The following is a 24,215-nucleotide window of genomic DNA, read 5'->3' as shown; positions in this document are numbered from 1 at the left end:
GCGGTGCGGGAGGACGTCTCGGGCCGATGACGGCCCGGGACCCCACGTTGGTCCCGGGCCGTCGTCGGCCCTCGCTCAGGCGGGGAGGGAGGCCACCCCGCGCGGCAGGAACCGCGAGCCGGTGACCCGCTCGGAGACCCCGGCGCGGTCCAGGTAGGCGGAGATCCCGCCCAGCCAGAACGGCCAGCCGGCGCCCAGGATCATGCACAGGTCGATCTCCTGCACGGCCTGGACGACGCCCTCGTCGAGCATCAGCCGGATCTCCTGCGCCAGCGCCTCGACGGCCCGCTCGCGCACCTGCTCCTCGGTGAGCGGGGAGTCGCCGGCGTCGATGCCGGCAAGGTCCGGGTCGACGACGCCGGGCTCGCTGTACACCGACGACCTGCCGAGCTCGACCATCCTCCGCAGCCCCTCGCCGACGGCGAACCGGTCGGGGAAGGCCTCGTGCATCCGCTCGCCCACGTGCAGCGCCACCGGCGGGCCGACGAGCGTCAGCAGCTCGAACGGCGTCATCGGCAGGCCCAGCGGGTCCAGCGCGCGGTCGGCCACGGCCACCGACGTCCCCTGCTCGACGGCCGCGGTGACCTCGCCGAGGAAGCGGGTGAGCAGCCGGTTCACCACGAACGCCGGGGCGTCGGCGACCAGCACGCAGCTCTTCCTCAGCGCCTTGCCGACGGCGAACGCGGTGGCCGGCGTGGCGTCGTCGGTCCGCTCGGCGCGCACCACCTCGAGCAGCGGCAGGACCGCCACCGGGTTGAAGAAGTGCAGCCCGACGACGCGCTCCGGGTGCTCGAGTTTCGAGGCCATCTCCGACACCGACAGCGCCGAGGTGTTGGTCGCCAGCACGCACTCGGGCGAGACGACCGCCTCCACCTCGGCGAACACCTGCTGCTTGACCGACATCTCCTCGAAGACCGCTTCGATGACGAGGTCGGCGTCGGCGAAGGCCGCCTTGTCCAGGGCCCCGGTGACCAGCCCCGTGAGCCGGTTCAGCCTGTCGCTCGACAGCCGGCCGCGGGCGGCCAGCTCCTGCAGCTGCGTGTGGACGTAGCCGACCCCCTTGTCGACCCGCGCCTGGTCGATGTCGGTGAGGACGACGGGCACCTCGAGCCGGCGGACGAACAGCAGCGCCAGCTGCGAGGCCATCAGGCCCGCACCGACGACGCCGACCTTGCTGACCGTGCGGGCCAGCGACCGGTCCGGCGCACCGGCCGGCCGCTTGGCCCGCTTGTTGACCAGATCGAACGAGTACAGGCTCGCCCGCAGCTCGTCGCTCATGAGCAGGTCGGCCAGCGCCTGGTCCTCGGCCGCGGTGCCCCTGGTGAAGGCCTCGTCGCCGACGCCGTTGCGCGCCAGGTCGAGCAGCTCCACGGTGCGCACCGCGCCGGGGGAGGCGTTGCGGGTGCGGCCGGCGACGATCGCCCGGGCGCGGGCGATGCCGTCGTCCGACGCCGAGCGGTCGATCTCGGGCCGGGAGACGGTCCCCTCGCCGGTGAGGACGCCCACGGCCCACTCCAGCGAGCGCTCGAGGAAGTCCGCGGGCTCGAACAGCGCGTCGGCGATGCCGAGCGTCGCGGCGCGCGGCCCGGACGTCACCTTGTTCTGCGCGAGGGCGTTCTCGACGATCACGGTGACCGCCGGGTCGATGCCGATCAGGTTCGGCAGCAGCTGCGTGCCACCCCAGCCGGGCACCAGGCCGAGGAACGCCTCGGGAAAGGCGACGACGGCGGTCGTGGCGACGGTCCGGTGGTGGCAGTGCAGCGCCAGCTCCAGACCGCCGCCCAGCGCCGCGCCGTTGACGAAGGCGAAGGTCGGGATCGTCGAGTCCTTCAGCCGGCGGAACACCCGGTGGCCGGTCTCGGCGATCTCGCGCGCGTCGGCCGCGGAGGTGATCGCCGGGACGCCGGAGAGGTCCGCGCCGACGGCGAAGACGAACGGCTTGCCGGTGACCGCGATCGCCGCCGGGGCCGGGGCGTGCGCCGCGATCTCGTCGAGCGCGGCGTCCAGGGCCGCGAGTCCGCCGGGGCCGAAGGTGGACGGCCGGGTGTGGTCGTGCCCGTTGTCCAGGGTGATCAACGCGATCTCACCGGCCGGCCCGGGCACCCGCAGGTACCGGACCTTCGCGGCGGTGACGACCTCGTTCTCGAAGACTGCGGTCACGTGGCGAACCCCTCCCAGTTCGGGTTCTCCCAGATCACGGTGCCGCCCATGCCCAGGCCGATGCACATGGCGGTCAGGCCGTAGCGGACGTCGGGCCGCTCGGCGAACTGGCGGGACAGCTGGGTCATCAGCCGGACGCCGGAGGAGGCCAGCGGGTGGCCGACCGCGATCGCGCCGCCCCACGGGTTGACCCGCTCGTCGTCGTCGGCGATGCCGAAGTGGTCGAGGAAGGCCAGCACCTGGACGGCGAAGGCCTCGTTGAGCTCGAACAGGCCGATGTCGTCGATGGTCAGGCCGGTGCGGGCCAGCGCGCGCTCGGTGGAGGGCACCGGGCCCACACCCATGGCCTCGGGCTCGACGCCGACGAACCCGTAGCCGACCAGCCGCATGCCGACGTCCAGTCCCAGCTCGAGCGCGACCTCCTCGGCGGCGAGGATGCAGCCGGTGGCGCCGTCGTTGAGGCCCGCCGCGTTGCCCGCGGTCACGTTGCCGTGCGGGCGGAACGGGGTCCTGAGCGTCGCCAGGCCGTCGCGGGTGGTGTTCGGGCGCGGCGGCTCGTCGACGGTGGCCAGCCCCCAGCCCTGCGCGGCGCTGCGCGTGGACACGGTCACCAGCTCCGGGCCGATCTTCCCGTTGGCGACGGCCTTGGCGTACCTCTGCTGGCTGGCCAGTGCGAACGCGTCGGCCCGCTCCCTGGTCAGCTGGGGGAAGCGGTCGTGCAGGTTCTCGGCGGTGGAGCCCATGACCAGGGCCGAGCCGTCCACCATCTTCTCGCTGGAGAACCGCGGGTTCGGGTCGGCGCCCTCGCCCATCGGGTGGCGACCCATGTGCTCGACGCCACCGGCGATGGCGACGTCGTAGGCGCCGAAGGCGATACCCGACGCGGTGGTGGTCACCGCGGTCATCGCGCCGGCGCACATCCGGTCGATCGCGTAGCCGGGCACCGACTTCGGCAACCCGGCCAGCAGCGCGGCGGTGCGGCCGATGGTCAGGCCCTGGTCACCGACCTGGGTCGTGGCAGCGATGGCGACCTCGTCGACGCGGTCGGCCGGCAGCGCCGGGTTGCGGCGCAGCAGCTCGCGGATGACGCGCACGACCAGGTCGTCGGCGCGCGTCTCGGCGTAGAGGCCCTTCGGGCCGGCCTTGCCGAAGGGGGTGCGCACGCCGTCGACGAAGACGACCTCACGCAGCGGGCGTGGCCGCCGCTTCTCTGATGAGGGACCTCCGCAGCAGATCGGTGCCGGCCGGTACGGCGCGGCGGAGACGAAGTCACTCGCCGGTAACCCGCGGACCAAGCACGGCGCGTCACCCTGCGGGGGCGGTTCCCGGCCGGCGAGATCGGCGATCTCGCACGCGGCCCCGTCCCGGGCCCCGCCCTGAGCTTGCGAGGGGTGGGGAGGACGGGGTCCTTTCTCTAAGCGCGGCCGAGGGCGTCGGTGAGCAGGTCGCGGGTGAGCTCGACCTGCCACTCGCGGGCTCCGCAGGCCCGCAGCGTCGCGGCCACCGTCTCGGCGTCCCGGGGCTCGGGCGGGGTCCACATCAGCCGGCGCACCAGGTCGGGGGAGAGCAGGTTCTCGACCGGCAGGGAGTGCGTCGCGGCCAGCTCGGCCAGCCCGGCGCGAGCGGCCTGCAGCCGGGTGGCGGCGGCCGGGTCGCGGTCGGCCCAGCGGTTCGCCGGCGGCGGGCCGTCACCGGGCCGGCTGTGCAGGGGCAGCTCGGTCTCCGGCAGCTCCCGGCCGCGGGTCAGCGCCCCGAACCAGGTGCCGACCAGCTTGCGGTTGGCCCGGCCGCGGAAGACCGGCAGCTCCAGCAGCGCGGCCTCGGTGCGCGGATCGGCCTGCACCGCGGAGACCATCGCCGCGTCGGGCAGCACCCGCCCGGGGGCGATGTCGCGGCGGCGGGCCAGCTCGTCGCGGGCCTGCCACAGCGAGCGGAGCATGCCGAGCTGCCGGCGGTTGCGCAGCCCGTGCACCCCCGACGTCCGCCGCCAGGGGTCGGCCTTGGGGGCGGGCGGCCCGGCGGCGAGGATCGCGGCGAACTCCTGCCGCGCCCACTCGGTCTTGCCCTGCTCCTCGAGGACGGCGGCCAGCGCGTCGCGCAGGTCGACGAGCACCTCGACGTCCAGCGCGGCGTAGACCAGCCACTCCTCGGGCAGCGGCCGGGTGCTCCAGTCGGCGGCGGAGTGCCCCTTCTCCAGGCGGTAGCCCAGCAGCGACTCGACGACGGCGCCCAGGCCCACCCGCGGCAGCCCCGCCAGCCGGGCGGCGAGCTCGGTGTCGAACAGCTCCGCCGGCACCAGCCCGACCTCGGCGAGCGACGGCAGGTCCTGGCTGGCCGCGTGCAGCACCCACTCGGCGTCGACGATCGCCGACTGCACCACCGACAGGTCCGGCAGCGGGATCGGGTCGATCAGCCCGGTGCCCGCCCCGGCGCGGCGCAGCTGCACCAGGTAGGCCCGCTGGCCGTAGCGGTAGCCGGAGGCGCGTTCGGCGTCGACGGCGACCGGGCCGGTGCCGGCGGCCAGCGCCTCGGCGTACTCCACCAGGGCGGTCGAGGTCTCGATGACCGGGGGCAGCCCGTCGCCCGGGGCGAGCAGCGGGACCGCCGGGGGAGCGGTCGGCTCGCCGTCCGGCGCGGGGAGGGACGGTGCGGGGATGGGCTGGGTGCTCAGGGCTGGTCCACCTTCTCGCCCGTCTCGACAGCGTGGTCAGCGCGCGGTTGCGCGGCAGGGGCCGCAGCGGGCCCCGGGGAGGGGACGCCGGCGCGAGGGTGCCGAGGCTCCCCCAGGTCACCGATGTTACGGAGTGGCGTCGCCCTGTTGCCCGGAGGGACCCAGCAGCCGGACGCCGGGCGGTGGCAGCCCGGCCGCGCTGCTCAGCACGTCCAGCCACGCGGTGAGGTGCCGGTCGAGGCGGCTGTCCTCGGCCGTCCAGGAGGCGCGGATCTCGACGTCGACCGAGTGCTCGGGGCCGGCGAGCTCGCCGAACCGGGTCGAGGCGGTGCGGGTGACGGTGCCGCCCAGGGCGTGCGACGTGGCGCCGCACTGCTCGAGGGCGTCGGTCAGCCAGCTCCAGGCGACCTCGGAGAACATCGCGTCGTCGACCATGTGCTCGTCGGTGGTGGCCGATAGGTAGCCGACGCAGCGGGTGGTGCCGGCCCAGGACTCGTGGCCGGCCGGGTCGTGCAGCACGATGAACCGCCCGCTGGCGACCTCGACGTCCTCGTCGCCGTCCGGCTCGGTGACCAGCGCGCCCACCGCGTACGCGTAGGGCGCCAGCCGCTGCGGGGCGGGGATGGCCTCCAGGACGATCTCGGGCCGGACGGTCACCCCGGCCAGCGCCTCCAGGGCAGCGCGGAACTCCTCCGGCGGCTCGCCGCCGGGTCGGTCCGCGCCGTGGCCGGTCCCGGCCAGGCTGGAAGGCTCCACGTTCGCAGGGTAGGTCGCCGGACCGCCCCGTGCCGCCGACGCGCCGCACGGGTCTGGGAGGATGGGACGTCGTGACCGCTGTTGCCGATGCCGCGCCGACGCCCGCGCCCTCCCCCGCCGACTCGGACCTGGTCCGGGCCGCCCGCGGCCTGCCGGTGCGGCGCACCCCGGTGTGGTTCATGCGCCAGGCCGGCCGCTCGCTGCCGGAGTACCGGGCGCTGCGCGCGGGCACCCGGATGCTCGAGGCCTGCCAGGACCCCGACCTGGTCACCGAGATCACCCTGCAGCCGGTGCGCCGGCACGGGGTGGACGCCGCGATCCTCTTCTCCGACATCGTGCTGCCGCTGGTGGTGGCCGGCGTCGACATCGACATCAAGCCCGGCGTCGGACCGGTCATCGCCGCACCGGTGCGCAGCGTCGCCGACGTCGACGCGCTGCCGCCGCTGGAGCCCGACCGGCTGGCCTTCCTCGCCACCGCCGTGCGCCGGCTGGTCACCGAGCTGGGGGCCACGCCGCTGATCGGCTTCGCCGGCGCGCCGTTCACCCTCGCCACCTACCTGATCGAGGGCGGACCCTCCAAGGAGCACGCCCGCACCAAGGCCTTCATGTACGCCGAGCCGGCGGCGTGGGGCCGGCTGCTGGACCGGCTCGCGGTCTCCGCGGCCACGTTCCTCACCACCCAGGTGGATGCCGGAGCCTCGGCGGTGCAGCTGTTCGACTCCTGGGCCGGGGTCCTCTCGGCGGCCGACTACGCCGAGCGGGTGCTGCCGCACTCCCGCGCCGTCTTCGACGGGCTGGGCGGGCATGGACAGGGCGACCGCGATGTACCGAGGATCCACTTCGGCGTCGGCACCGGCGAGCTGCTGACGCTGATCGGGGACGCCGGGGCCGACGTCGTGGGCGTCGACTGGCGGGTGCCCCTCGACGAGGCGGCCCGCCGGGTGGGCCCGCAGCGCTCGCTGCAGGGCAACCTCGACCCCGCCGTCCTGCTGGCCGACCGCGCCACCGTCGACCGCGAGGTGCGCCGCGTGGTGGCGCAGGGCCGGGCCGCGCGCGGGCACGTGTTCAACCTCGGCCACGGCGTGCTGCCCGACACCGACCCCGGCGTGCTGACCTCCGTCGTCGACCTGGTGCACGAGCTGACGGCGACGTGACGCGGCGCCGGCTGGTCGTCGTCGGCGCCGGGATCACCGGCCTGGCCGCGGCGTTCGAGTGGCACCGGCGGCGCCCGGACGACGAGGTCGTCGTCCTGGAGGCCGGCGACCGCATCGGCGGCAAGCTCGACCGCGTCGAGCTGGCCGGGCACTGGTACGACACCGGCCCCGAGGCGATGCTGGCGCGGGTGCCCGAGGCGGTGCAGCTGGTCGAGGGGCTCGGTCTGGCCGACCGGCTGGTCGCGCCGGCGACCACGCAGGCGTCGGTGGTGCTGCCCGACGGCCGCTTCCCGCTGCCTGCCGGCACGGTGCTCGGCGTCCCGGCGTCGGCCGAGGGGCTCGGCGGCGTGCTGACCCCGGACGGCGTGGCGCGGGTGGCCGCGGAGGCGGACCTGCCGCCGCTGGCGTTGGGGGGCGACCTCTCCCGCAACGACGTCGCGGTGGGCGCCCTGCTGCGCGCGCGGCTGGGCGACGAGGTCGTCGACCGGCTGGTCGAGCCGCTGCTCGGCGGCGTCTACGCCGGGCGGGCCGACGAGCTGTCGCTGGTCGCGACGATGCCGCAGCTGGCCGCGCAGCTGCCCGCCGCCGGGTCGGTGCTGGGTGCGGCAGCCGCTGCCCGCGACGCAGGGGCGCGCAGCCGGTTCGACGCCGGCGCGCCGGTCTTCGTCACCGTCGCCGACGGCATCGGGTCGCTGCCCGCCGCGCTGGTGGCCGTCTCGGGGGCCGACGTCCGGCTGCGCACCCCGGCACACGCCCTGATCCGGACGGCGACCGGCTTCGAGCTCTCGGTCGGCCGGGCGAACGCGCCGGAGCGGCTGACCGCGGACGCCGTCCTCGTGACCGCCCCGGCGCCCAAGGCGGCCCGGCTGCTGGCCGGGATCGCACCCGGCGCGGTCGAGCCGCTGCAGGGCATCCCGTACGCGTCGATGGCCGTCGTGGCGATGGCGTTCCCGGCGCAGGAGGTGGCCGCCGGGTCCGGGCTGCTGGTGCCGCCGGTGACCGGTCGGCTGGTCAAGGGCGTCACCGTCTCCTCGCAGAAGTGGCCGCACCTGGACGGCGGGCACCTGCTGGTGCGCTCGTCGGTGGGCCGGTTCCGCGACGAGCACCAGTTGCAGCGGGACGACGACGACCTCGCCGCGGCCGTGGTCGCCGACGTCGCCGACCTGCTGCAGCTGTCCCGACCCGAGCCGGTCGCCACCCACGTCGTCCGCTGGGGTGGCGGGCTGCCGCAGTACCTGGTCGGCCACCAGGACCGGGTGGACGCCGTCCGCGCGGCCGTCAGCGCGGTGCCGGGGCTGGCGATCGCCGGGGCGGCGTTCCGCGGGGTCGGCGTGCCGGCCTGCATCCGCGACGCGTACCACGCGGTCGACGCGCTGCAGTGAGGAGGCCGTGGCCGGCGCCACGGCCGGCCCGGGCATGGAGCGGGGGCCGGGGCCGTTGACTCCGCAGTGAGCACCGTGCACCACCCCGTCCGACCCGTCCTCCGACCCGCCCGCTGCCTCCGCCACCACGTGTGGATGGCCGCCTGCAGTGACTGCCGCGACGCGCACACCGCGCCCCCCCGCGAGAGGCGAGAGACCAGCCCGGCCGGCCGATGACGCCGACCCGCCGCCGCCCGTCCCGCGACGGGCGGGCGGCGGCGGAGCGTTCCCGCCGGCAGGGGATGATGGGGGCATGAGCGAGCAGACCGACCAGCGCAGCATCGGCAAGCGGGCGAACGAGTTGAACGCCAGCATCCGCTACACGATGTGGTCGGTGTTCCGGCTGGCCCGCCCGCTGGGCGAGGAGCAGCGCACAGCGGTCGCCGACGAGGTGCAGGGTCTGCTCGACGAGCTCGCCGGCAAGGACGTCGTCGTCCGCGGGACGTACGACATCGCCGGGTTCCGCGCCGACGCCGACCTGATGGTCTGGTGGCACGCCGAGACGCCCGAGGCGCTGCAGGAGGCCTACACCCGGCTGCGGCGCACCTCGCTGGGCCGGCACCTGGATCCCGTGTGGTCCCAGATGGCGCTGCACCGGCCGGCGGAGTTCAACCGCAGCCACATCCCGGCGTTCCTGGCCGACGAGGAGCCGCGCCGCTACGTCAGCGTCTACCCGTTCGTGCGGTCCTACGAGTGGTACCTGCTGCCCGACGAGGAGCGGCGGGACATGCTCAAGGAGCACGGCATGCAGGCCCGGCCGTACCCCGACGTGCGCGCGAACACCGTCGCGGCCTTCGCGCTCGGCGACTACGAGTGGATGCTCGCCTTCGAGGCCGACGAGCTGCACCGCATCGTGGACCTGATGCGCGACCTGCGGGCCAGCCGCGCCCGGCGGCACGTCCGCGAGGAGGTGCCGTTCTACACCGGCGTCCGCAAGCCGGTCGCGGAGCTCGTCGCCGACCTGCCGTGAGCCGGCGCGCGCCGGGGGAGCGGCTGCGCACCGTCCGGCGCGCCTGCCTGCTGGACGCGCCGGCGGACGTCGTCTGGCGGGCGCTGCGGGCGCCGGCCACCCTGGTCGATGTCGCCGCCCCGGTGCTCCGGATGCCGGCGCTCGAGCGCCGGGACCGGGCCTGGCAGCCGGGGGAGCCGGTGACCACGTGGTTGCTGCTGTTCGGGTTCCTGCCCGTGTCGCGGCACACCGTGGTGGTCGAGACCCTCGACGACGCGACGATGACCGCACGGACGCAGGAGCACGGCGGGCCGGTGTCGGTGTGGCGCCACCGCATCACCGTCGAGCCGGCCGGACCCGGGCGCTGCCGGTACACCGACGAGGTCGAGATCGGCGCCGGACGGCTCACCGGTCTCGTGCGCGCCCTCGCGGGCGGCTTCCTCCGCTGGCGGCAGCACCGCTGGCAGCGGCTGGCCCGGGTGCTCGCCGCAGCGACCCGGCCCTGAGCCGGGTGGCGAGCCGGAGTCGGCTGCGGACCCGCGGGACGACTCCGGCGCGCCACCCGGCGAGGGCGGTCAGCCCGCCGCGGGCTCGAGCCGGATCGACACCGAGTTGATGCAGTAGCGGTCGCCGGTCGGCGTCTGCGGGGCGTCGTCGAAGACGTGGCCGAGGTGGCCGTGGCAGGTGCCGCACAGCACCTCGGTGCGCACCATCCCGTGGCTGCGGTCCTCGCGGAGGACGATGTTGTCGCCGGACGCCGGCTCGTAGAACGACGGCCACCCGCAGTGCGAGTCGAACTTCGTCTCCGAGCGGAAGAGCTCGGCTCCGCAGGCGCGGCAGGTGTAGACGCCCTGCGTCCTGGTGTCGACGTACTCACCGGTCCACGGCCGCTCCGTGCCGGCCTGGCGGAGGACGGCGTACTCCTCCGGCGACAACTGCGCCCGCCACTCCTCGTCGCTCCTGGTGACCTTCGGCTGGTTCTGCGCGGACGTCGTCATGCGCTCAACGGTACGAGCCGCGCGCCCGGTTCCCCAGCGGAGTCCCGCTGCTCGGTCGCCACTCCCCGACCCGGGTGGCCGGGCGCCGTCGCGTGCGGCGGAGACTGGACCGGTGCCCGAGCTCCTCGACGACGTCTGGTTCACCCGCGACCTGCCGGTGCTGCAGGCGATCGCCCGACTGGTCGACGGGCCGGAGTACGGCGGCAACCCCTACCTCGGCCAGGTGGTGCCGGCGAGCGGGCTGCCCAAGCCGGAGGTGACCGCGGCGGCGCGGGCGCTGGTGTCCGCGGGCTACGTGGATGCCCTGACCAACTACGCCGGGGAGATCGTGCGGTTCACCGGCATCTCCGCGGAGGCCCGGCGGCTGGCCGGGCTCTGGCCGACGCCGCAGGGGGAGTGGGACCGGCTGGTGGAGCAGCTCACCGCGCGGGCGGAGCACGCGCGGACCGACGTCGAGCGGGCGCGGTGGCAGGCCTTCGCGGACGCCGCCGTGGCGGTGGGGCCGGACGACGGCGCGCTGCTGATGTCGGCGCTCATCGGGGGGTACGTGCCGCGGGCGCGGTGACGCCCCGGCAACGACAGCGCCCCGGCAACGACAGCGCCCCCGCCCGGTGAACCGGACGGGGGCGCTGTGCTGGTCGTCGGATCAGAGCGGGTTGACGTTCGCCGCCTGCGGGCCCTTCTGGCCCTGCTCGATGTCGAACGAGATCCGCTGGCCTTCATCGAGCGAGCGGTACCCGCTGGTCTGGATGGCCGAGTAGTGGACGAACACATCCGGTCCGCCACCGTCAGGGGTGGCGAAGCCGAACCCCTTCTCCGCGTTGAACCACTTGACAGTTCCTTCGGGCATTGCTCGCTCCTAGCTGAGGTGGTGCATCGGGGTCCTGCCATAGCGCAGGGCCTTCCCGACGGGACGACCATAGCGGCCGGAGGGCGTCCGGGGGAACGCCGGGCGGGCGCGTCCGATCTTGCGGTGATCCTGCGGCTCCCTCGGCAGCGCCCTGCGGCGCGGACCGGACGGTCGTTCCCGCCGGGACGGACCCGGCTCCGAACGGAACGGACTCCGCCATGACCGCCGCCCCGCGCTCCACCGACCCGATCGTCCTGCTCGACGTCGAGGACCTCGCCGAGGCAGACCTCGACGCGGACCTGGCCGAGCGGCTGGAGCTGGACGGCTCGGTGTTCCCGCGCCCGGACACCGACGACGCTCCGGCCGGCGAGGTCGGGCGGCTCGCCTCGGGCGCGGGCCCGCGGCCCACCCCGGCGGACGCCGTCTCGCTGGCGCGGGCCATCCGCCGCGGCGGTGCCGCCGCGGCCTCGGCCCACCACCTCGGGCCCGCGGCCACGACGCTGGCGGGCTGAGGCGCGCTGTGTGCACACACCGCTGCCACAGCCGCCGGGGGTTCGCGATGCGTGCCCGAACCGCGGATCAAAGCAGCCGGCCGGGCTGCTCGGGGAAGGGGCGTCCCCGCGAGGGGACGGCGTAGTCGCCACCGGGCGCCGGGTCGAACGGCCGGCCGGCCGGCAGCGCCAGCGGCTCAGGTCGCCAGGAGGGCACGGTGATCGTGCCGGACTCGTCCTCCGACTCCGCGGTGAGCCGCGCGCGCTCCTCGCGCCACACCAGCATCGAGCGGTGCCAGCGGCGGCCGCCGACGTCCACGCCGACCAGGACGGCGATGCCGACGGCCACCGTCAGGCAGGCGTTGGCCACCGCGGTGGCGACGTCCAGCGCGGTCAGCTGCGGCCAGCCGATCGCCTCGATCTGGGCGCCGACGATCTCGACGACGACGTAGAGCACGCCGTAGACGAGGAACGAGACCCGCACCGTGCACCTCCTCCGTCGTGGACCGGACACGTCCTCAACGGCAGGTCGGAGGCGGCGGCGGCGTCCGCGCGGGGGGCCGTCACCCGTCCGGGTGACCGGTCAGGGCTGCAGCACCTCGTTCCACGGGCGCACCGCCCAGCTGGCGACCACCCCGTTCACCACGAACGGGTCGCCGGCGATGAACTCCTCGGCCGCCTCGCGGGTGGTGAAGACGCCCATGGCCTCGCCGTTCATCGGTTCGTCGAAGGTGCCGACCATCAGCAGGTCGCCGCGCCGCGCGAACTCGTCGACCCGTGCCGAGTGAGCGGGGTAGTTCTCCTGGGCGAGCGGCAGGAAATCCTCGACCGCGCGGTAGGTCATCACGTACTTCATGGCCGGGCATCCTGACCCGACCTGGTGCCCGACTGGGACGTCCGCCGCGCGGTTGGGATCTGGCGGACGAAGGGCCAGTCGTAGCGCACCGGCGACCGTGCCCGTCCTGGCACCGGTGAGGTCCGGTCCTCGTGGACCGGCCGGCCGGTGTCGTGGTGGCTCACGGCGGTGCCGGTCCTCCGGGAGGAAGGGGAGGGGCGTCGGCGGGACCGCGCAGCAGGGCGCCCGCACCTCCGTCGAGCCGCCGCCCGTCGCGGATGGTCCGGACGACGGTGGACGTGCTGCTCGCGGCGCGCACGAGGACGTCGGACAGCGGGGCGTGACGCCCGGTCGGCGATCCGGCGTGCCGGCGCCGATCGGGGGCATCCGCGACGTCGGGCGACAGCCGTCGCACCCAGTGGCGGTCGGCCTCGTTCGGCGCGATGAGGACCTCCTCGGCCTGTCCGTGCACGACGGCTCGGAGCGTCGGTGCGGCCCCGACGCAGGCGCGGCCGTCCGCGAGGCCGGCGGACACCTCCTCGACGGCGGCGGCCTCCTCGAGGGCGGCTGCATCTGCGGCCATGATCCTCGCTCGGGCGGCCAGCGACCTGAGGTCGGAGGAGGTCCCGACGGTGACGAGCACGGCCCGGATGCGGGGCTCCAGTCGTCCGCGCAGGAGCTGCAGCGTTCCTGCCTCGCCGCCCGCGACGACGAGCCGGGCCCTGCTGCAGTCCACCAGCCAGGTCACGGACTCGCTGATCGCCCGTGCGTTGGTCGTCCACCGTTCCTCGGCCCGCTCGAGCCGACGGTGCAGAGCGTCGGGTGTCGAGCCGGTGATCAGGAGGTCCTCGCCGACCACCTGGCAGGCCAGGTCCTGGGCTCCCGGCTCCACGAGGAGGAGGTCGGCGCCTCTCCGGTCGGTGACCACGACGACCACCGGCACCGCCCGGTGCCGTGCGGTCAGCAGTGGGGACACGTGCGGCAGCGGGCCGAGGAATGCGCGATCCTGCACCGCACGGGACAGGTGCTCGACGTGGCTGCGGCCGTCGGCGCAGGCGAAGACAGCCATCGTCTCGCCGCGTACCGGCGCCTGACGCGTGCACTCGTCCAGCGTTCCCAGCATCGACTCCGGCGCGCCCTCGTCCCGCAGCCCGCGACGCATCTCCTGCCATCTCGTCAGCACCCGGTCGGCGCCGTCGCGGACGCCGTGGTGCGTCCCGAGGTAGACCGAAGCCACCGGAGCGGCGTCCGCCAGCTCGAGGACCTGGGTCGGAGGCTGCCACGGAGCGGGCGGTCGCGTCGTGCGGTCGGGAAGTCTCGACGTGAAGGTGGTCAACTCGGCCTCCTGACGGGGCGGATGTCGTCGTACGCGACCGGGTCGCGGCGGTCTGCCCCCTTCGCACGGGCGAGGAGTGCTCGGCGGGCCCGCCACCCGGTCTCCGGCCTGCTTGCGCGGACGCTAGGTGCGGTCGCGAGCACTGGGGAGGACGACGGTCGGCGAACAACCGCCCGACGAGGTTGCCGACTGCGCGCAGCGCCGTGGTGCTCACCGGGCGGTGTCCGTTCGGCCTCGAGCATTGGTGGCCTGGAGCATCGGTGACCAGCCGGCGGGCCGACCGGAGCGCTCGACCGACCCGGAGCAGGAGCACGTGCCCTGGTCGATCGACCGCTGCCTGTGGCAGGGGACGCTGCCTCGGCGCGCGACCTACAGCGGGCACATGGGGTCCCGACCCCATCTTTCCTGCGCGCCCTTGGCGCAGGCCTGTCCGACGGCCACGATCGAGTTGGCCGCTGCACGTGGTCCCGGAGCGAGGACGAGGGAGATGGACGGCCGACGACGCAGGTCCGACCAGATGGAGATATCCCTGTTCTGGCGGGTCTGCTTGGTCAACGCGGCGGTGTTCGCGGTCGGGCTGGCGGTGCTGGCGATGTCACCGGCAACGGTGTCCACTCCGATCCTGCCCAGTGAGGTCCTCGTGCTGCTCGGGGGCCTGGGCCTGCTGGTGCTCGCCAACGCGGCGCTGGTGCGCGCGACCCTGGCGCCGCTGTACCGGCTCCAGCACCTGATGGAGGACGTCGACCTGCTGCGGCCGGGTCAGCGTCTCCCCGAGAAGGGCAACGGCCCCGTCGGGGACGTCATCCGGACCTTCAACGCGATGCTGGCCCGGCTGGAGGCCGAACGTGCCACGAGTACCGGCCGCGCGCTGGCAGCCCAGGAGGACGAGCGACGTCGGGTGGCCCAGGAACTGCACGACGAGGTGGGACAGAGCCTGACGGCCGTCCTGCTCGGGCTGCGACGGGTGGCCGACCGGGCGCCTGCTGACCTGGCGTCGGAGATCAGCATCGCCCAGGAGACGGCGCGGGCCAGCCTCGACGAGGTGCGTCAGGTGGTGCGCCGGCTGCGCCCGGGTGTCCTGGACGACCTGGGGCTGTGCAGTGCGCTCACATCCCTCCTGAGCGCACACGCCCGCCTCACCGGTGCAGCGGTGCGCCGCACCTTCAGCCCGTCCCTCCCTCCTCTCGATCCGGAGACCGAACTGGTGATCTACCGCGTGGCCCAGGAGGCCCTCACCAACATCGCTCGACACGCAGGTGCTGGCCGGCTCCTCGCCGAGCTCATCCCGACCGCGGACGGGGAGGCGGTGCTGCTCCGGATCGCGGACGACGGCCGGGGCATGGACGGGAGCGGGGAGGGGGCCGGCGTCCGGGGCATGCGGGAGCGGGCGCTGCTCGTCGGCGCCACCCTCGACATCTCGACGTCCGACGCAGGGGGTACCGACGTCCGACTACTGGTCCCCACACATGCGCGTGAGGCGCGGTCATGACAGGCGGTCAGCCGACACGGGTCCTGCTGGCCGACGACCACGCCCTGGTCCGCCGCGGCGTGCGCCTGATCCTCGAGAGCGAGCCCGACTTCACCGTCGTGGCCGAGGCAGGGGACGGCGCGCAGGCCGTCACGCTCGCACGTGAGGTCGACATCGACCTGGCGGTGCTGGACGTCGCCATGCCACGGCTGACGGGCCTGCACGCGGCGAGCGAGATCTCCAGGAGGTTTCCGGGACTGCCCCTCCTCATGTTGTCCATGTACGACAACGAGCAGTACTTCTTCGAGGCGCTCAAGGCCGGGGCCTCCGGATACGTGCTCAAGTCCGTCGCCGACCAGGACCTCGTGTCGGCCTGCCGGAGTGCGGTGCGAGGCGAGCCGTTCATCTACCCGGACGCGCTGACGACCCTCATGCGCGAGCACCTCGACCGGGCCGCCCGCGGTGACCACGTGCCCGAGCGGGTCCTCACCGCCCGCGAGGCCGAGGTCGTCAAGCTCATCGCGGAGGGCTGTTCCTCGAAGGAGATCGCCACGCTCCTGGTCATCAGCACCAAGACGGTGGAGCGGCATCGGGCGAACATCCTGCAGAAGCTCGACATGCGGGACCGCACGCAGCTCACCCGGTACGCCATCAGGACCGGACTCCTCGAACCGTGAGGACGGACAGTGAGGTGGTCATGCGCAACGCCACGGTGAACGGCAGTCGCGTGGACGAGGTGCTGTCCGAGGTGGTGGCGGCGGCGAGCGCTCGGCACGGTGTCCCTCCCGCGCTGTTGGACGGTTATCCCCGGGCCCTGCTGACGGTGGCCCGGACCGGCCGGACGCTCAGCGTCGAGGAGCAGGCGACCTGTCGCCGACTGGGCGGTGCGGCGGTCGCGATGGGAGTCGGCCTACCGGCACTCGTCGACGTCCACATGAACGCGTCCCGCCGGCTGTGGTCCCGCCTGCCCGAGCTCCTCGGCGCATCCCGGGGCCGGCCGGTCCGGTCGGCGGAGCTCATGGGCATCGGGGAGGCGGTGTGGCGAGCCGCCGACGCGGCGCTGGCCGCGCTGACCGCGGGCTACGTCGGGGCACAGCGCCTCGTCGTCCGGCGCGAGGAGGAGTTCCGGCTCGAGTTCGTCGACGACCTGTTGACCGGTCGAGCCCCGATCGGCCTCCTGATCGAGCGCGCCGAGTCCTTCGGGCTGCAGTTGAACGGTGCCCACGTCGTGGTGGTCGCCGAGGCGCAGCGGCCCGTCGACTCGGGCAGTGGAGCCCGCGGAGCGGCAGAGGACGCCCTGCGGGCCCGGTTCGGGGACAGGGGGCTGCTCGCGGCGGCGAGGAACGGTCGGCTCGTCTGCGTCCTCGGCTGTCCACCGGACGAGGCTGGCTGTGCCGACCTCGGCCGGCAGGTCGCCGAGATCGTCGGGCCCCTCGTGTCCCGCACCGCGCGCGGAGGTCGGTGGCGGGCCGGGGCCGGACGGCCGCACGCCGGGCCGCGAGGCGTGCAGCGGTCCTACCAGGAGGCGGTGGAAGCGCTCGAGACGGCCGGCCAGCTGCGTCTGGAACAGCAGGTGATCCAGGCTGCCGACCTGCTGGTGTACCGCGTCCTGGCGCGCGACGAGACGGCTCTGTCGGACCTCGTCCACACGGTCCTCGAGCCGCTGACCGGAGCGCGTGGCGGTGCGGTGCCGCTGGTCGAGACGCTGGAGGCCTACTTCTCCGTCGGGCGGAACGCCGCCGAGACGGCCCGCCGGCTCCACCTGAGCGTCCGGGCCGTCACCTACCGGCTGCAGCGCGTGCGGGAACTCACCGGCTACGACGCCGGGGAGCCGGCCCACCACCTGCCCCTGCTCGTGGCCGTGACGGGCGCGCGGTTGCTGGGCTGGCCGCAGCGCCCGCTGGTCAGGGAGTGACCGTCTCCCGTGCCTGCCCGCCGTCGGCAATGGCGGACGTCGATGTCGTCCGGGCCATGCCGTCGTCGCTCGTCGGGCCGGCACCTAGCGTCCGGCCCATGCGAGTACAGCGGAACCGGCTCCGTCCTGGCGGTGCTCCGGCCGGCACGACCTCGGCTCGACACCAGGTGCAGGAGCGCGGCATCGACGCGGTCCCCGGCGCGCCGGTCGAGTCCACCGTGTGCGTCGACCGCAGCCGACCGCGGCCGGTGGTCAGCGTGATCGGTGCCCTGGACACGTCCGGCGCGGCCCTGCTCTCGGCCATGCTCGACCACGTCCGGCGGACCGAGGGGCGGACCGTTGTCGTGGACCTCACCCGGGTCGACTACGTCGACAGCCACGGACTGGCTCCGGTCCTCGATGTCGACGTGACGGTCTGCGGGGCCTCCCCGTCGGTCACACGGTTGCTCGAGCTGCTGGGCAGGCCCCTGCCGGTGACGGCACGGGGCGCGGGCCTGCTCGGCGTCCCGGCGCTCTCGGGTCCGCGAGCCCACTGACCTGGGACCTGCCGTCCGCGTCGACCGGGATGGAGTCGACGCCGTTGCACCACGACGACACCTGGAGGATCTGTGCTGTCCCTGCTCTGGTTGCTCATCATCGGCCTGCTCGCGGGCCTGCTGGCGCGTCTCATCGTGCCCGGCAAGGACTCGCTGAGCCTGATCGCCACGCTGGGGCTCGGAGTGGCCGGCTCTCTCGTCGGTGGACTGCTGCTGGGGCTGGTGACCGGCGGCCTCCGGGACCGTGGGTTCGGCCCCGCCGGTCTGCTCGGCTCGGTCATCGGCGCGGTGATCGTGTTGCTGGTCTACAACCGGTGGACGGCGCGCCGGAGCCCGCTGCCGTACGACGACCGTGCCTGACCGGGTCCCCGACCGCGCACCCCTCGCCGGTGCCTCGGGTCCCGTGGGATGGGGAGGCCGCAGGTGAGCGCCGCGTACTGGGCGCTGCCGCTCGTCGGCTGGGTGGCCGCCGGGATGGTCGCCGTGGTGCTGGTCCTGTACCGGCGTGGTCACCGCGACGGCAGTTGGCTCCTGCTCGGCGCCGTCCTCGGTCCGCTCATCCTGCCGATCGCCGTGGAGCGCGCTCGGAGGAGGCCGCAGCGGCTGGAGCGGTACGGAGAACCGGGTGCCGACGAGGCGACGCCCGGAGGACAGCTGTGTGTGCTGATCGGGGTCGATGGGTCGCCAGGGTCGGAGGAGGCCGTCCGGGCCGCTCTCCGGCTGGTGGTCCCCGTCGCTGGTCGCGTCCTGCTGGCGACCGTGGTGAGCTCGGACGCCGTGGACGGTGGACGGGACGACGAGCTCGCCTCGGCCAGGGACCTGCTGTCCCGGCACCGGGACGGCTTGCCCGAGGGGACGGTGGCGGTCGAGACGCAGATCATGAACGGTCAGCCCGCTCCGGCGCTCCTGGGGCTGGCCGACACGGAGGACGTCGACCTCATCGTGGTGGGACGGCGGGGGAAGGGGCTGTCCCGGGCGGTGCTGGGCAGCGCGGCGTCGAGAGTGACCACGAGTGCCCGGTGCCCGGTACTGCTGGCACCTCCGCCCGACGCCCGCACGTGACCGCGGGGCCGTACGCCGGGCGCGCGCCTGCGAGGACGCTCACCGGCCGGTCAGCCATCCACGCGCCGGGGCTGCGTGCCTGGCCCCCGCAGCGGGCGCGGGGTGGCCGTCCGTCGGAAGACCACCCGTTCGAGTGTGAGAAGCGGAGTCTCGCAGGGCATGACGTCGGCGTCGTCCGCTCGTGCCGGGCGGCTCGCTCGGTCACCACGACGACGTCACCACCAGATGTCGGCGTCCGACCGTCGGACCCCGCGCGGCCCCACCGGGCCGCACCCGCTGTACCTGGGCCGCAACCGCGGACCCGGGACCGACCGTGTCAACCGAGGAGACATCGTGATCTGGAACATCATCGTCCTGCTGGTCATCGGGCTGGTGGCCGGGCTGATCGCCCGTGCCGTCATCCCCGGCAAGCAGAACCTCAGCATCCTGGCCACCATCGTGCTGGGGGTCATCGGCTCGTTCGTCGGCAACCTCCTCGGCGGACTGATCAGTGGCCGGGGCTTCGAGCTGGGGACCGCCGGGTGGATCGGCTCCATCATCGGGGCGATCGTCGTGCTCGGCGTCTACGTCGCCGTGACCGGTCGACGGGGTGCCCGATCGCACTGACGCGTTGACGCACCTGCTCGCCGGGCCGGCGGTCCCGCTCGGTCCGGAGGTGCCCGGGAGCGGCCGAGTGGAACGCTCGGCCGCTCCCGGGCACAGCGCGCGGGGACGACCGTCCCCACGACCGGCCGGTGGTCGGTCGGGCTGTCCACCGGCACGGGCGGCGCCGCTCGACGAGCGGGCCGACCTGCCGTCCCCCTGCCCGCCGGCAGCAGCAGGCGTCCTCGCCCGCTGCTGCCGGCGCTGTGCTGGGGCACGGTGCTGGGGCACGGTGCCCCGGGCGTAGGTGAGCGAGCCGCCGAGTCGCACGTCGTCCCGGACCCGGCAGAGGCCGACGACCGTGCTTGCCCGGACCCGGCAGCGACGGCGGCTCAGCGGATGATGCCGGCAGTCCCGGGTAGCGCTGCGTCGTGCGAGCCATCACCGGTCGGCCGCTGACCCGAGGAGCGTGCTGCCCGTGTCCATCCGCCCACTGACCCGCATCGACGGCTTCCTGCCCATCGAGGACCACGGGCTGATCGGGGACGGCGCCACCTGCGCGTTGGTCGCCCGAGACGGGTCGATCCCGTGGCTGTGCCTGCCCGACTTCGACAGCCCGCCGTTGCTCGCGGGGCTGCTGGACGTCGAACGCGGCGGCGCCTTCACCATGGCCCCGCGCGGACTGCGGGCCGGTGGCCAGCGCTACCTCGACGAGAGCAACGTGCTGATCACCGAGCTGGCCGGTCCGGACGGCATCGTCGAGCTCACCGACTGCATGGCGCTGCGCTCCGGGGCCGATCTGGGGGAGCTGGTGCCGGCCGGGCGGAGCGAGCTGCTGCGGGTCGCGAGGGTCGTCACGGGCGCCGCGGAGCTGGATGTTCGACTCGCCCCCCGCGACGACGTCCGGGTCACCCGCGAGAGCGGCGCGTGGCGCCTCCACTGGCCCGCGCGCCCCGACCTGACCCTGGTGCTGTGGTGTTCGCACGACCTCGACGTCGCTCCCGACGGGTCGATCGGGGGAACGGTGCGGCTGCGTGCCGGGGAGCGGCTGACCGCCTCCCTGCACTGGTCGGGCACCACCCGGCTGCTCGACCGCGCCGACCCCGCCCGGCTGGTGCACCAGACCGCCCAGGCCTGGCGGGCCTGGGCCGGGAACCTGCAGTACGAGGGTCCCCAGCGGGGTCTGGTGCTGCGCTCGGCACTCGCGCTGAAGATGCTCGACCACGTGCCCAGCGGGGCCATCATGGCCGCGGCGACGTCCTCCCTCCCGGAGGAGATCGGCGGCGTGCGCAACTGGGACTACCGCTACACGTGGGTGCGCGACGCCGCCTTCTCCACCTACGCGCTGCGCCAGGTCGGGATGCCCGGTGAGTCCCAGGCGCTCCTGGCCTGGACGCTGACCAACGTCGAGCGGGACGGGCAACCGCACCTGATGTACGCCCTCGACGGCGGTCAGCCGCCGCCGGAGCAGGAGGACGCCGCGCTCGCGGGCTACCGCGGCTCGGCACCGGTGCGCTGGGGCAACGGCGCGGCCGGGCAGACCCAGCACGACGTCTACGGCGAGCTGCTCGACGTCGCCTGGGGGTGGGTGAGCTCCGGCGGCCGGGTCGACGACCACCTGTGGGCGGCGCTGTGCGACCTCACCGAGGCAGCCATCGAGAACTGGACGACTCCCGACCACGGCATCTGGGAGGTCCGCAGCGCCGGGCGGCCGTTCACCTACTCGGTCGCGCTGTGCGCGGTCGCCGTCGACCGGGCGCTGCGGATCGCCGAGACGCGCGGTCTGCACCACCCGGGCGACCGGTGGCGCGCCGAGCTCGACCGGATCCGGTCGGCAGTGCTGGACCGGGCCTGGGATCCCGATCGGGAGACCTTCATCGAGCAGCTCGCCGACGACGACGACGGCCGCCGGCGCGGCGGCCTGGACGCGTCGCTGCTGGCCCTCCCGCTGCGTGGCGTGGTGGCCTTCGACGACCCGCGCATGGTGGCGACGACCGCGGCGGTGCACCGGCACCTGGACGCCGGGAACGGGCTGCTCTACCGCTATCGGCACGAGGAGTCGGACGACGGGCTGCCCGGCGGGGAGGGCGCGTTCCTGCTCTGCAGCTTCTGGCTGGTCGACAACCTGACCGGGCAGGGGCGCCTGGACGAGGCGCACGTGCTGTTCGACTCGTTGTGCGACCGGGCCAACCACCTGGGCCTGCTGTCGGAGGAGATCGACCCGGGCACCGGCGCGTTCCTGGGCAACTTCCCGCAGGCCTTCAGCCACCTGGGGCTGATCGCCAGCGGTGCCAAGCTGGCGCGCGCGGAGGCGGTCGAGCGGAGCGCACGGTGACCCGCTCGTTCGTCGTGCTGGGCGGCACCGGTGACCTGACCGGCCGGCTGCTGCTGCCCTCGCTGGCCCGGCTGTACGAGACCGGCGTCCTCAGCGGGGAGACCGGCCTGCTCGCCGTGGCCCGGGACGAGTGGGACGACCAGGCGTACCGGGACTGGGCACGAGGTCGGCTGGCCACCTCCGCCGGAGAGCTGCCCGAGGCCGCCCGCGAACGGCTCGTCGACCGGCTGGACTTCGCCCGCGGAGACGTCACCGACCCCGACGACCTGCGGGCCGCGCTCGCCCGGGTGGACGGCGAGCCAGTCGTCTACCTGGCCCTGCCGCACACCCTGTTCCGCCCCACGCTGACGGCCCTGACCGAGGTCGGGTTGCCGGAGGGTGCACGCATCGTCGTCGAGAAGCCCTTCGGCACCGACCGGGCCGACGCCCGCGCCCTCAACGACCTCCTGCACCGGCTGCTGCCCGAGGAGGCGGTCTTCCGGGTCGACCACTTCCTCGCCAAGCAGACGGTGCTCAACGTCCTCGGCCTGCGGTTCGCCAACCGGGTGTTCGAGCCGATCTGGAACGCCGCGCACATCGAGCGGGTGGACATCGTCGCCGACGAGACCCTCGGCCTGGAGGGGCGGGCCGGCTACTACGACCGGTCCGGCGCCCTGCGGGACATGGTGCAGAACCACCTGCTGCAGTTGCTCGCGCTGGTGGCGATGGAGCCCCCGCTGGCCGTGGACGCGCACTACCTGCCGGCACGGAAGGCCGACGTGCTGCGCGCCGTCCGGCCCCCGGACGACGTGCGGGCCGGCAGCGTGCGCGGCCGGTACACCGCGGGAACCGTGGCCGGGCGGGCACTGCCGGACTACGCCGACGAGGACGGCGTCGACCCGGCGCGGGAGACCGAGACCTACGCCGAGCTCACCGTGACCGTGGAGAACTGGCGGTGGGCAGGGGTGCCGTTCCGGCTCCGCAGCGGCAAGGCCCTGGGCGCCGACCGGCAGGAGATCGTGGTCCGGTTCCGCCCGGTGCCGCACCTGCCGTTCCTGGACGCCGAGCCGGAGCCCGACGTCCTGCGGCTCTCGCTGTCCCCCGACGCGATCGCGCTGGAGGTCAACCTCAACGGCGCGGGGGACCCGTTCGACCTGGAGAGGCAGGTGCTCGCGGCGCGGATGGCCCCGCACGACCTGCCCGCCTACGGATTGCTGCTGCGCGAGCTGCTCGAGGGCGACACCACGCTGTCGATCAGCGACGTCGAGGCGGAGGAGAGCTGGCGGATCGTCGAACCCGTGCTGGCCGCCTGGGCCGCCGGCGAGGTGCCACTGGGCGAGTACCCGGCCGGATCGGCGGGACCGGCGGGCTGAGCCGACCCGCCACGGGTATGTGCCCGGTCTGTCACTGGTCGGTGTCCCGGTCTCCCACCCGGATGGCCCCGGTCGCGGTGCGGCGGGTGCCGTCGCTGTCGCCCGGCTCACTGCCTGCGGACGCTGCATCGGGGTCCTCGCCATCGGGGTCGGGCTCCTCGCCCGCGCCGTCCCAGGCCGGTTCGTCGTCGTCCGGGTCGGAGCCGGGGCCGGCAGCGGGGCGGCGCCCTCGCGCGTAGTCGACGACCCGCCCGAGGCAGGCTGCCAGCGGCACGCCCAGGAACGCGCCGAGCACGCCGTAGGTGACCGCACCGGCGGAGACGGCCAGGATGACCGCGAACGGGTGCAGCCGGAGGATCGGGCTGATGATCAGCGGTTCCAGCAGGTTCCCCTCCACCTGCTGCACGAGCAGCACGAGGCCGAGCACGAGCAGCGCGGTGCCCAGCCCCTGGTCGGCCAGCGCGACCAGCACGGCCACGATGCCGGAGGCGACGGCACCCACGATGGGGAAGAACCCACCGAAGAACACCAGCAGGGCCAGCGGCAGGGCGAGCGGGACGCCGAGCACGAGCAGGCCGATGCCGATGGCGACCGCGTCGACCAGCGCGACGAGCGCCTGCGCGCGGAAGTAGGCACCCAGGGTCCACCACAGCTGCCCGGAGGCGCGCCGGACGTGCCGCCGGGTGGTGCGGGGCAGCAGGCTGGTGACCCCGGCCCAGATGCGGTCGCCGTCACGGAGGTAGAAGAACAGCGCGACGAGGAAGATCAGCAGTGCGGTGCCGAGGTCCACCACCCGCGACACGAGGTCGAGCCCCTGGCCCACCACCTCGCCCGCGCCGGCGTCGAAGGAGTCGAACGCCTGCTGGGCGGCGGCAGCCAGCCCACCGTCGCCGATGTCGAAGGGCAGCGTGACCGGGGTGTCGGCCAGGAGTGCCTCCAGGTCGGCGAACGCCTCCCGCACGCTGTCGACCAGCTCGGGCACCTGGCCGACGAACCGGGGGACCACGAACCAGAGGCCCAGGCCGAGCACGGCGAGCAGAGCCAGGAGCAGCAGGAGCGCGGCCACCGACCCGGGCACGCCCTTGCGTTTGAGCCAGGAGGCCACGGGCGTCAGCACCGCGGCCGGGAACATCGCCACGACCAGTGGTGTGACGAGGATGCTCACCTCCCGCAGGAGGAGGAACACCAGGACCAGGACACCGGCGATCCCCGCCGCCGCCCAGGCCCGCCGTCCGGCGCGCAGCAGCAGGGCGTCGTTCGTGTCGGCCGCCTGTGGTGCGCTCATGGCGGCACAGTGCCCAGAGGAGTGACGACCGACCCAGGGTGTCCTTTGTCGTCCGAAGG

Annotated in this window: 25 protein-coding genes; 15 read left to right on the top strand and 10 right to left on the bottom strand. The window is 74.5% G+C overall.

The window, feature by feature from the left end:
* Positions 1-75: 75 nt before the first annotated feature.
* The 4 genes from BUB17_RS13340 to BUB17_RS13325 form a co-directional block, all read right to left on the bottom strand.
* Entirely contained in the window at positions 76-2,160 is a 2,085-nt protein-coding gene (locus tag BUB17_RS13340) for a 3-hydroxyacyl-CoA dehydrogenase NAD-binding domain-containing protein (protein ID WP_072918679.1), read from the bottom strand.
* On the bottom strand, positions 2,157-3,350 hold the full coding sequence (locus BUB17_RS13335) for a thiolase family protein (RefSeq protein ID WP_072918754.1): 1,194 nt from the start codon (positions 3,348-3,350) through the stop codon (positions 2,157-2,159). Before BUB17_RS13335 ends, BUB17_RS13340 begins: the two co-directional genes overlap by 4 nt.
* A 224-nt stretch (positions 3,351-3,574) precedes the next feature.
* Positions 3,575-4,816 carry an HRDC domain-containing protein gene (locus BUB17_RS13330; protein WP_072918678.1) on the bottom strand — a complete coding sequence of 414 codons (1,242 nt, stop codon included), beginning with the start codon at positions 4,814-4,816 and terminating at the stop codon, positions 3,575-3,577.
* 141 nt (positions 4,817-4,957) lie between these two features.
* Complete coding sequence (locus tag BUB17_RS13325) at positions 4,958-5,587, bottom strand: DUF3000 domain-containing protein (protein WP_083606321.1); 630 nt, start codon at positions 5,585-5,587, stop codon at positions 4,958-4,960.
* 71 nt (positions 5,588-5,658) lie between these two features.
* Here BUB17_RS13325 and hemE point away from each other — a divergent pair, with 71 nt between their 5' ends.
* The 4 genes from hemE (at position 5,659) to BUB17_RS13305 (ending at position 9,617) form a co-directional block, all read left to right on the top strand.
* Positions 5,659-6,741 carry a uroporphyrinogen decarboxylase gene (gene hemE, locus BUB17_RS13320; RefSeq protein ID WP_072918676.1) on the top strand — a complete coding sequence of 361 codons (1,083 nt, stop codon included), beginning with the start codon at positions 5,659-5,661 and terminating at the stop codon, positions 6,739-6,741.
* The gene (gene hemG / locus BUB17_RS13315) at positions 6,738-8,123 is read left to right on the top strand and encodes a protoporphyrinogen oxidase (protein ID WP_072918674.1); all 1,386 of its coding nucleotides are present in this window, start codon (positions 6,738-6,740) and stop codon (positions 8,121-8,123) included. The genes hemE and hemG overlap by 4 nt, the downstream gene beginning before the upstream one ends.
* Before the next feature lie 292 nt (positions 8,124-8,415).
* Positions 8,416-9,132, top strand: coding sequence for a hydrogen peroxide-dependent heme synthase (gene hemQ, locus BUB17_RS13310; protein WP_072918672.1), 717 nt, complete (start codon positions 8,416-8,418; stop codon positions 9,130-9,132).
* Positions 9,129-9,617, top strand: a complete 489-nt coding sequence (locus tag BUB17_RS13305) for an SRPBCC family protein (protein ID WP_083606320.1) — start codon at positions 9,129-9,131, stop codon at positions 9,615-9,617. The genes hemQ and BUB17_RS13305 overlap by 4 nt, the downstream gene beginning before the upstream one ends.
* 69 nt (positions 9,618-9,686) lie before the next feature.
* On the opposite strand, the gene msrB is transcribed toward BUB17_RS13305, so the two are convergent.
* Positions 9,687-10,109 (bottom strand): peptide-methionine (R)-S-oxide reductase MsrB, encoded by a 423-nt coding sequence (gene msrB / locus BUB17_RS13300; protein WP_072918671.1) that lies wholly within the window; start codon positions 10,107-10,109, stop codon positions 9,687-9,689.
* A gap of 112 nt (positions 10,110-10,221) precedes the next feature.
* On the opposite strand from msrB, the gene BUB17_RS13295 reads away from it, so the two are divergent.
* On the top strand, positions 10,222-10,674 hold the full coding sequence (locus BUB17_RS13295; RefSeq protein ID WP_072918669.1) for a hypothetical protein: 453 nt from the start codon (positions 10,222-10,224) through the stop codon (positions 10,672-10,674).
* A gap of 81 nt (positions 10,675-10,755) precedes the next feature.
* Here BUB17_RS13295 and BUB17_RS13290 read toward each other — a convergent pair whose 3' ends face one another.
* Positions 10,756-10,959 (bottom strand): cold-shock protein, encoded by a 204-nt coding sequence (locus BUB17_RS13290; protein ID WP_012948038.1) that lies wholly within the window; start codon positions 10,957-10,959, stop codon positions 10,756-10,758.
* Positions 10,960-11,177: 218 nt separating this feature from the next.
* Between BUB17_RS13290 and BUB17_RS13285 the strand changes: the two genes are divergently transcribed.
* Entirely contained in the window at positions 11,178-11,471 is a 294-nt protein-coding gene (locus tag BUB17_RS13285; protein ID WP_072918667.1) for a hypothetical protein, read from the top strand.
* Positions 11,472-11,538: 67 nt separating this feature from the next.
* On the opposite strand, the gene BUB17_RS26135 is transcribed toward BUB17_RS13285, so the two are convergent.
* The 3 genes from BUB17_RS26135 to BUB17_RS13270 all read right to left on the bottom strand — a co-directional run bounded on the left by BUB17_RS26135 (position 11,539) and on the right by BUB17_RS13270 (position 13,522).
* A complete protein-coding gene (locus tag BUB17_RS26135; protein WP_072918665.1) occupies positions 11,539-11,934 on the bottom strand; it encodes a hypothetical protein in 396 nt (131 codons plus the stop codon).
* Between the two features lie 99 nt (positions 11,935-12,033).
* The gene (locus BUB17_RS13275; RefSeq protein WP_072918663.1) at positions 12,034-12,306 is read right to left on the bottom strand and encodes a YciI family protein; all 273 of its coding nucleotides are present in this window, start codon (positions 12,304-12,306) and stop codon (positions 12,034-12,036) included.
* Between the two features lie 160 nt (positions 12,307-12,466).
* A complete protein-coding gene (locus BUB17_RS13270) occupies positions 12,467-13,522 on the bottom strand; it encodes a baeRF2 domain-containing protein (RefSeq protein ID WP_141243018.1) in 1,056 nt (351 codons plus the stop codon).
* Positions 13,523-14,138: 616 nt separating this feature from the next.
* Here BUB17_RS13270 and BUB17_RS13265 point away from each other — a divergent pair.
* The 9 genes from BUB17_RS13265 (at position 14,139) to BUB17_RS13225 (ending at position 22,871) form a co-directional block, all read left to right on the top strand.
* Positions 14,139-15,110 (top strand): HAMP domain-containing sensor histidine kinase, encoded by a 972-nt coding sequence (locus BUB17_RS13265; protein WP_244277196.1) that lies wholly within the window; start codon positions 14,139-14,141, stop codon positions 15,108-15,110.
* Positions 15,107-15,766, top strand: a complete 660-nt coding sequence (locus BUB17_RS13260) for a response regulator (protein ID WP_072918659.1) — start codon at positions 15,107-15,109, stop codon at positions 15,764-15,766. The genes BUB17_RS13265 and BUB17_RS13260 overlap by 4 nt, the downstream gene beginning before the upstream one ends.
* Entirely contained in the window at positions 15,763-17,004 is a 1,242-nt protein-coding gene (locus tag BUB17_RS13255; protein WP_141243017.1) for a PucR family transcriptional regulator, read from the top strand. The genes BUB17_RS13260 and BUB17_RS13255 overlap by 4 nt, the downstream gene beginning before the upstream one ends.
* Before the next feature lie 98 nt (positions 17,005-17,102).
* The gene (locus tag BUB17_RS13250) at positions 17,103-17,540 is read left to right on the top strand and encodes an STAS domain-containing protein (protein ID WP_141243016.1); all 438 of its coding nucleotides are present in this window, start codon (positions 17,103-17,105) and stop codon (positions 17,538-17,540) included.
* Between the two features lie 72 nt (positions 17,541-17,612).
* Entirely contained in the window at positions 17,613-17,900 is a 288-nt protein-coding gene (locus tag BUB17_RS13245; protein ID WP_072918657.1) for a GlsB/YeaQ/YmgE family stress response membrane protein, read from the top strand.
* A gap of 63 nt (positions 17,901-17,963) precedes the next feature.
* Complete coding sequence (locus BUB17_RS13240) at positions 17,964-18,602, top strand: universal stress protein (protein ID WP_072918656.1); 639 nt, start codon at positions 17,964-17,966, stop codon at positions 18,600-18,602.
* A gap of 333 nt (positions 18,603-18,935) precedes the next feature.
* On the top strand, positions 18,936-19,208 hold the full coding sequence (locus BUB17_RS13235; protein WP_072918746.1) for a GlsB/YeaQ/YmgE family stress response membrane protein: 273 nt from the start codon (positions 18,936-18,938) through the stop codon (positions 19,206-19,208).
* Between the two features lie 454 nt (positions 19,209-19,662).
* Positions 19,663-21,519: a glycoside hydrolase family 15 protein gene (locus BUB17_RS13230; RefSeq protein ID WP_208983395.1), complete on the top strand. Its 1,857-nt coding sequence runs from the start codon at positions 19,663-19,665 to the stop codon at positions 21,517-21,519.
* Positions 21,516-22,871: a glucose-6-phosphate dehydrogenase gene (locus BUB17_RS13225; protein WP_072918655.1), complete on the top strand. Its 1,356-nt coding sequence runs from the start codon at positions 21,516-21,518 to the stop codon at positions 22,869-22,871. Before BUB17_RS13230 ends, BUB17_RS13225 begins: the two co-directional genes overlap by 4 nt.
* Before the next feature lie 31 nt (positions 22,872-22,902).
* On the opposite strand, the gene BUB17_RS13220 is transcribed toward BUB17_RS13225, so the two are convergent.
* Complete coding sequence (locus tag BUB17_RS13220; RefSeq protein WP_072918654.1) at positions 22,903-24,156, bottom strand: AI-2E family transporter; 1,254 nt, start codon at positions 24,154-24,156, stop codon at positions 22,903-22,905.
* Between the last annotated feature and the right edge of the window lie 59 nt (positions 24,157-24,215).

It is taken from the genome of Geodermatophilus obscurus, assembly GCF_900143215.1.
In the GTDB taxonomy this organism is placed as follows: domain Bacteria; phylum Actinomycetota; class Actinomycetes; order Mycobacteriales; family Geodermatophilaceae; genus Geodermatophilus; species Geodermatophilus obscurus_A.
Note: the sequence above shows the minus strand (reverse complement) of the source record. Positions and strands in the feature narration are given on the sequence as shown.

Excerpts from the sequence above, each read along its gene's own strand:
- hemQ (WP_072918672.1), top strand. The coding sequence starts at position 8,416 with ATGAGCGAGCAGACCGACCAGCGCAGCATCGGCAAGCGGGCGAACGAG.
- BUB17_RS13250 (WP_141243016.1), top strand. The coding sequence starts at position 17,103 with ATGCGAGTACAGCGGAACCGGCTCCGTCCTGGCGGTGCTCCGGCCGGC.
- BUB17_RS13220 (WP_072918654.1), bottom strand. The coding sequence starts at position 24,156 with ATGAGCGCACCACAGGCGGCCGACACGAACGACGCCCTGCTGCTGCGC.
- BUB17_RS13265 (WP_244277196.1), top strand. The coding sequence starts at position 14,139 with ATGGAGATATCCCTGTTCTGGCGGGTCTGCTTGGTCAACGCGGCGGTG.
- BUB17_RS13285 (WP_072918667.1), top strand. The coding sequence starts at position 11,178 with ATGACCGCCGCCCCGCGCTCCACCGACCCGATCGTCCTGCTCGACGTC.
- BUB17_RS13275 (WP_072918663.1), bottom strand. The coding sequence starts at position 12,306 with ATGAAGTACGTGATGACCTACCGCGCGGTCGAGGATTTCCTGCCGCTC.
- msrB (WP_072918671.1), bottom strand. The coding sequence starts at position 10,109 with ATGACGACGTCCGCGCAGAACCAGCCGAAGGTCACCAGGAGCGACGAG.
- BUB17_RS13290 (WP_012948038.1), bottom strand. The coding sequence starts at position 10,959 with ATGCCCGAAGGAACTGTCAAGTGGTTCAACGCGGAGAAGGGGTTCGGC.
- BUB17_RS13260 (WP_072918659.1), top strand. The coding sequence starts at position 15,107 with ATGACAGGCGGTCAGCCGACACGGGTCCTGCTGGCCGACGACCACGCC.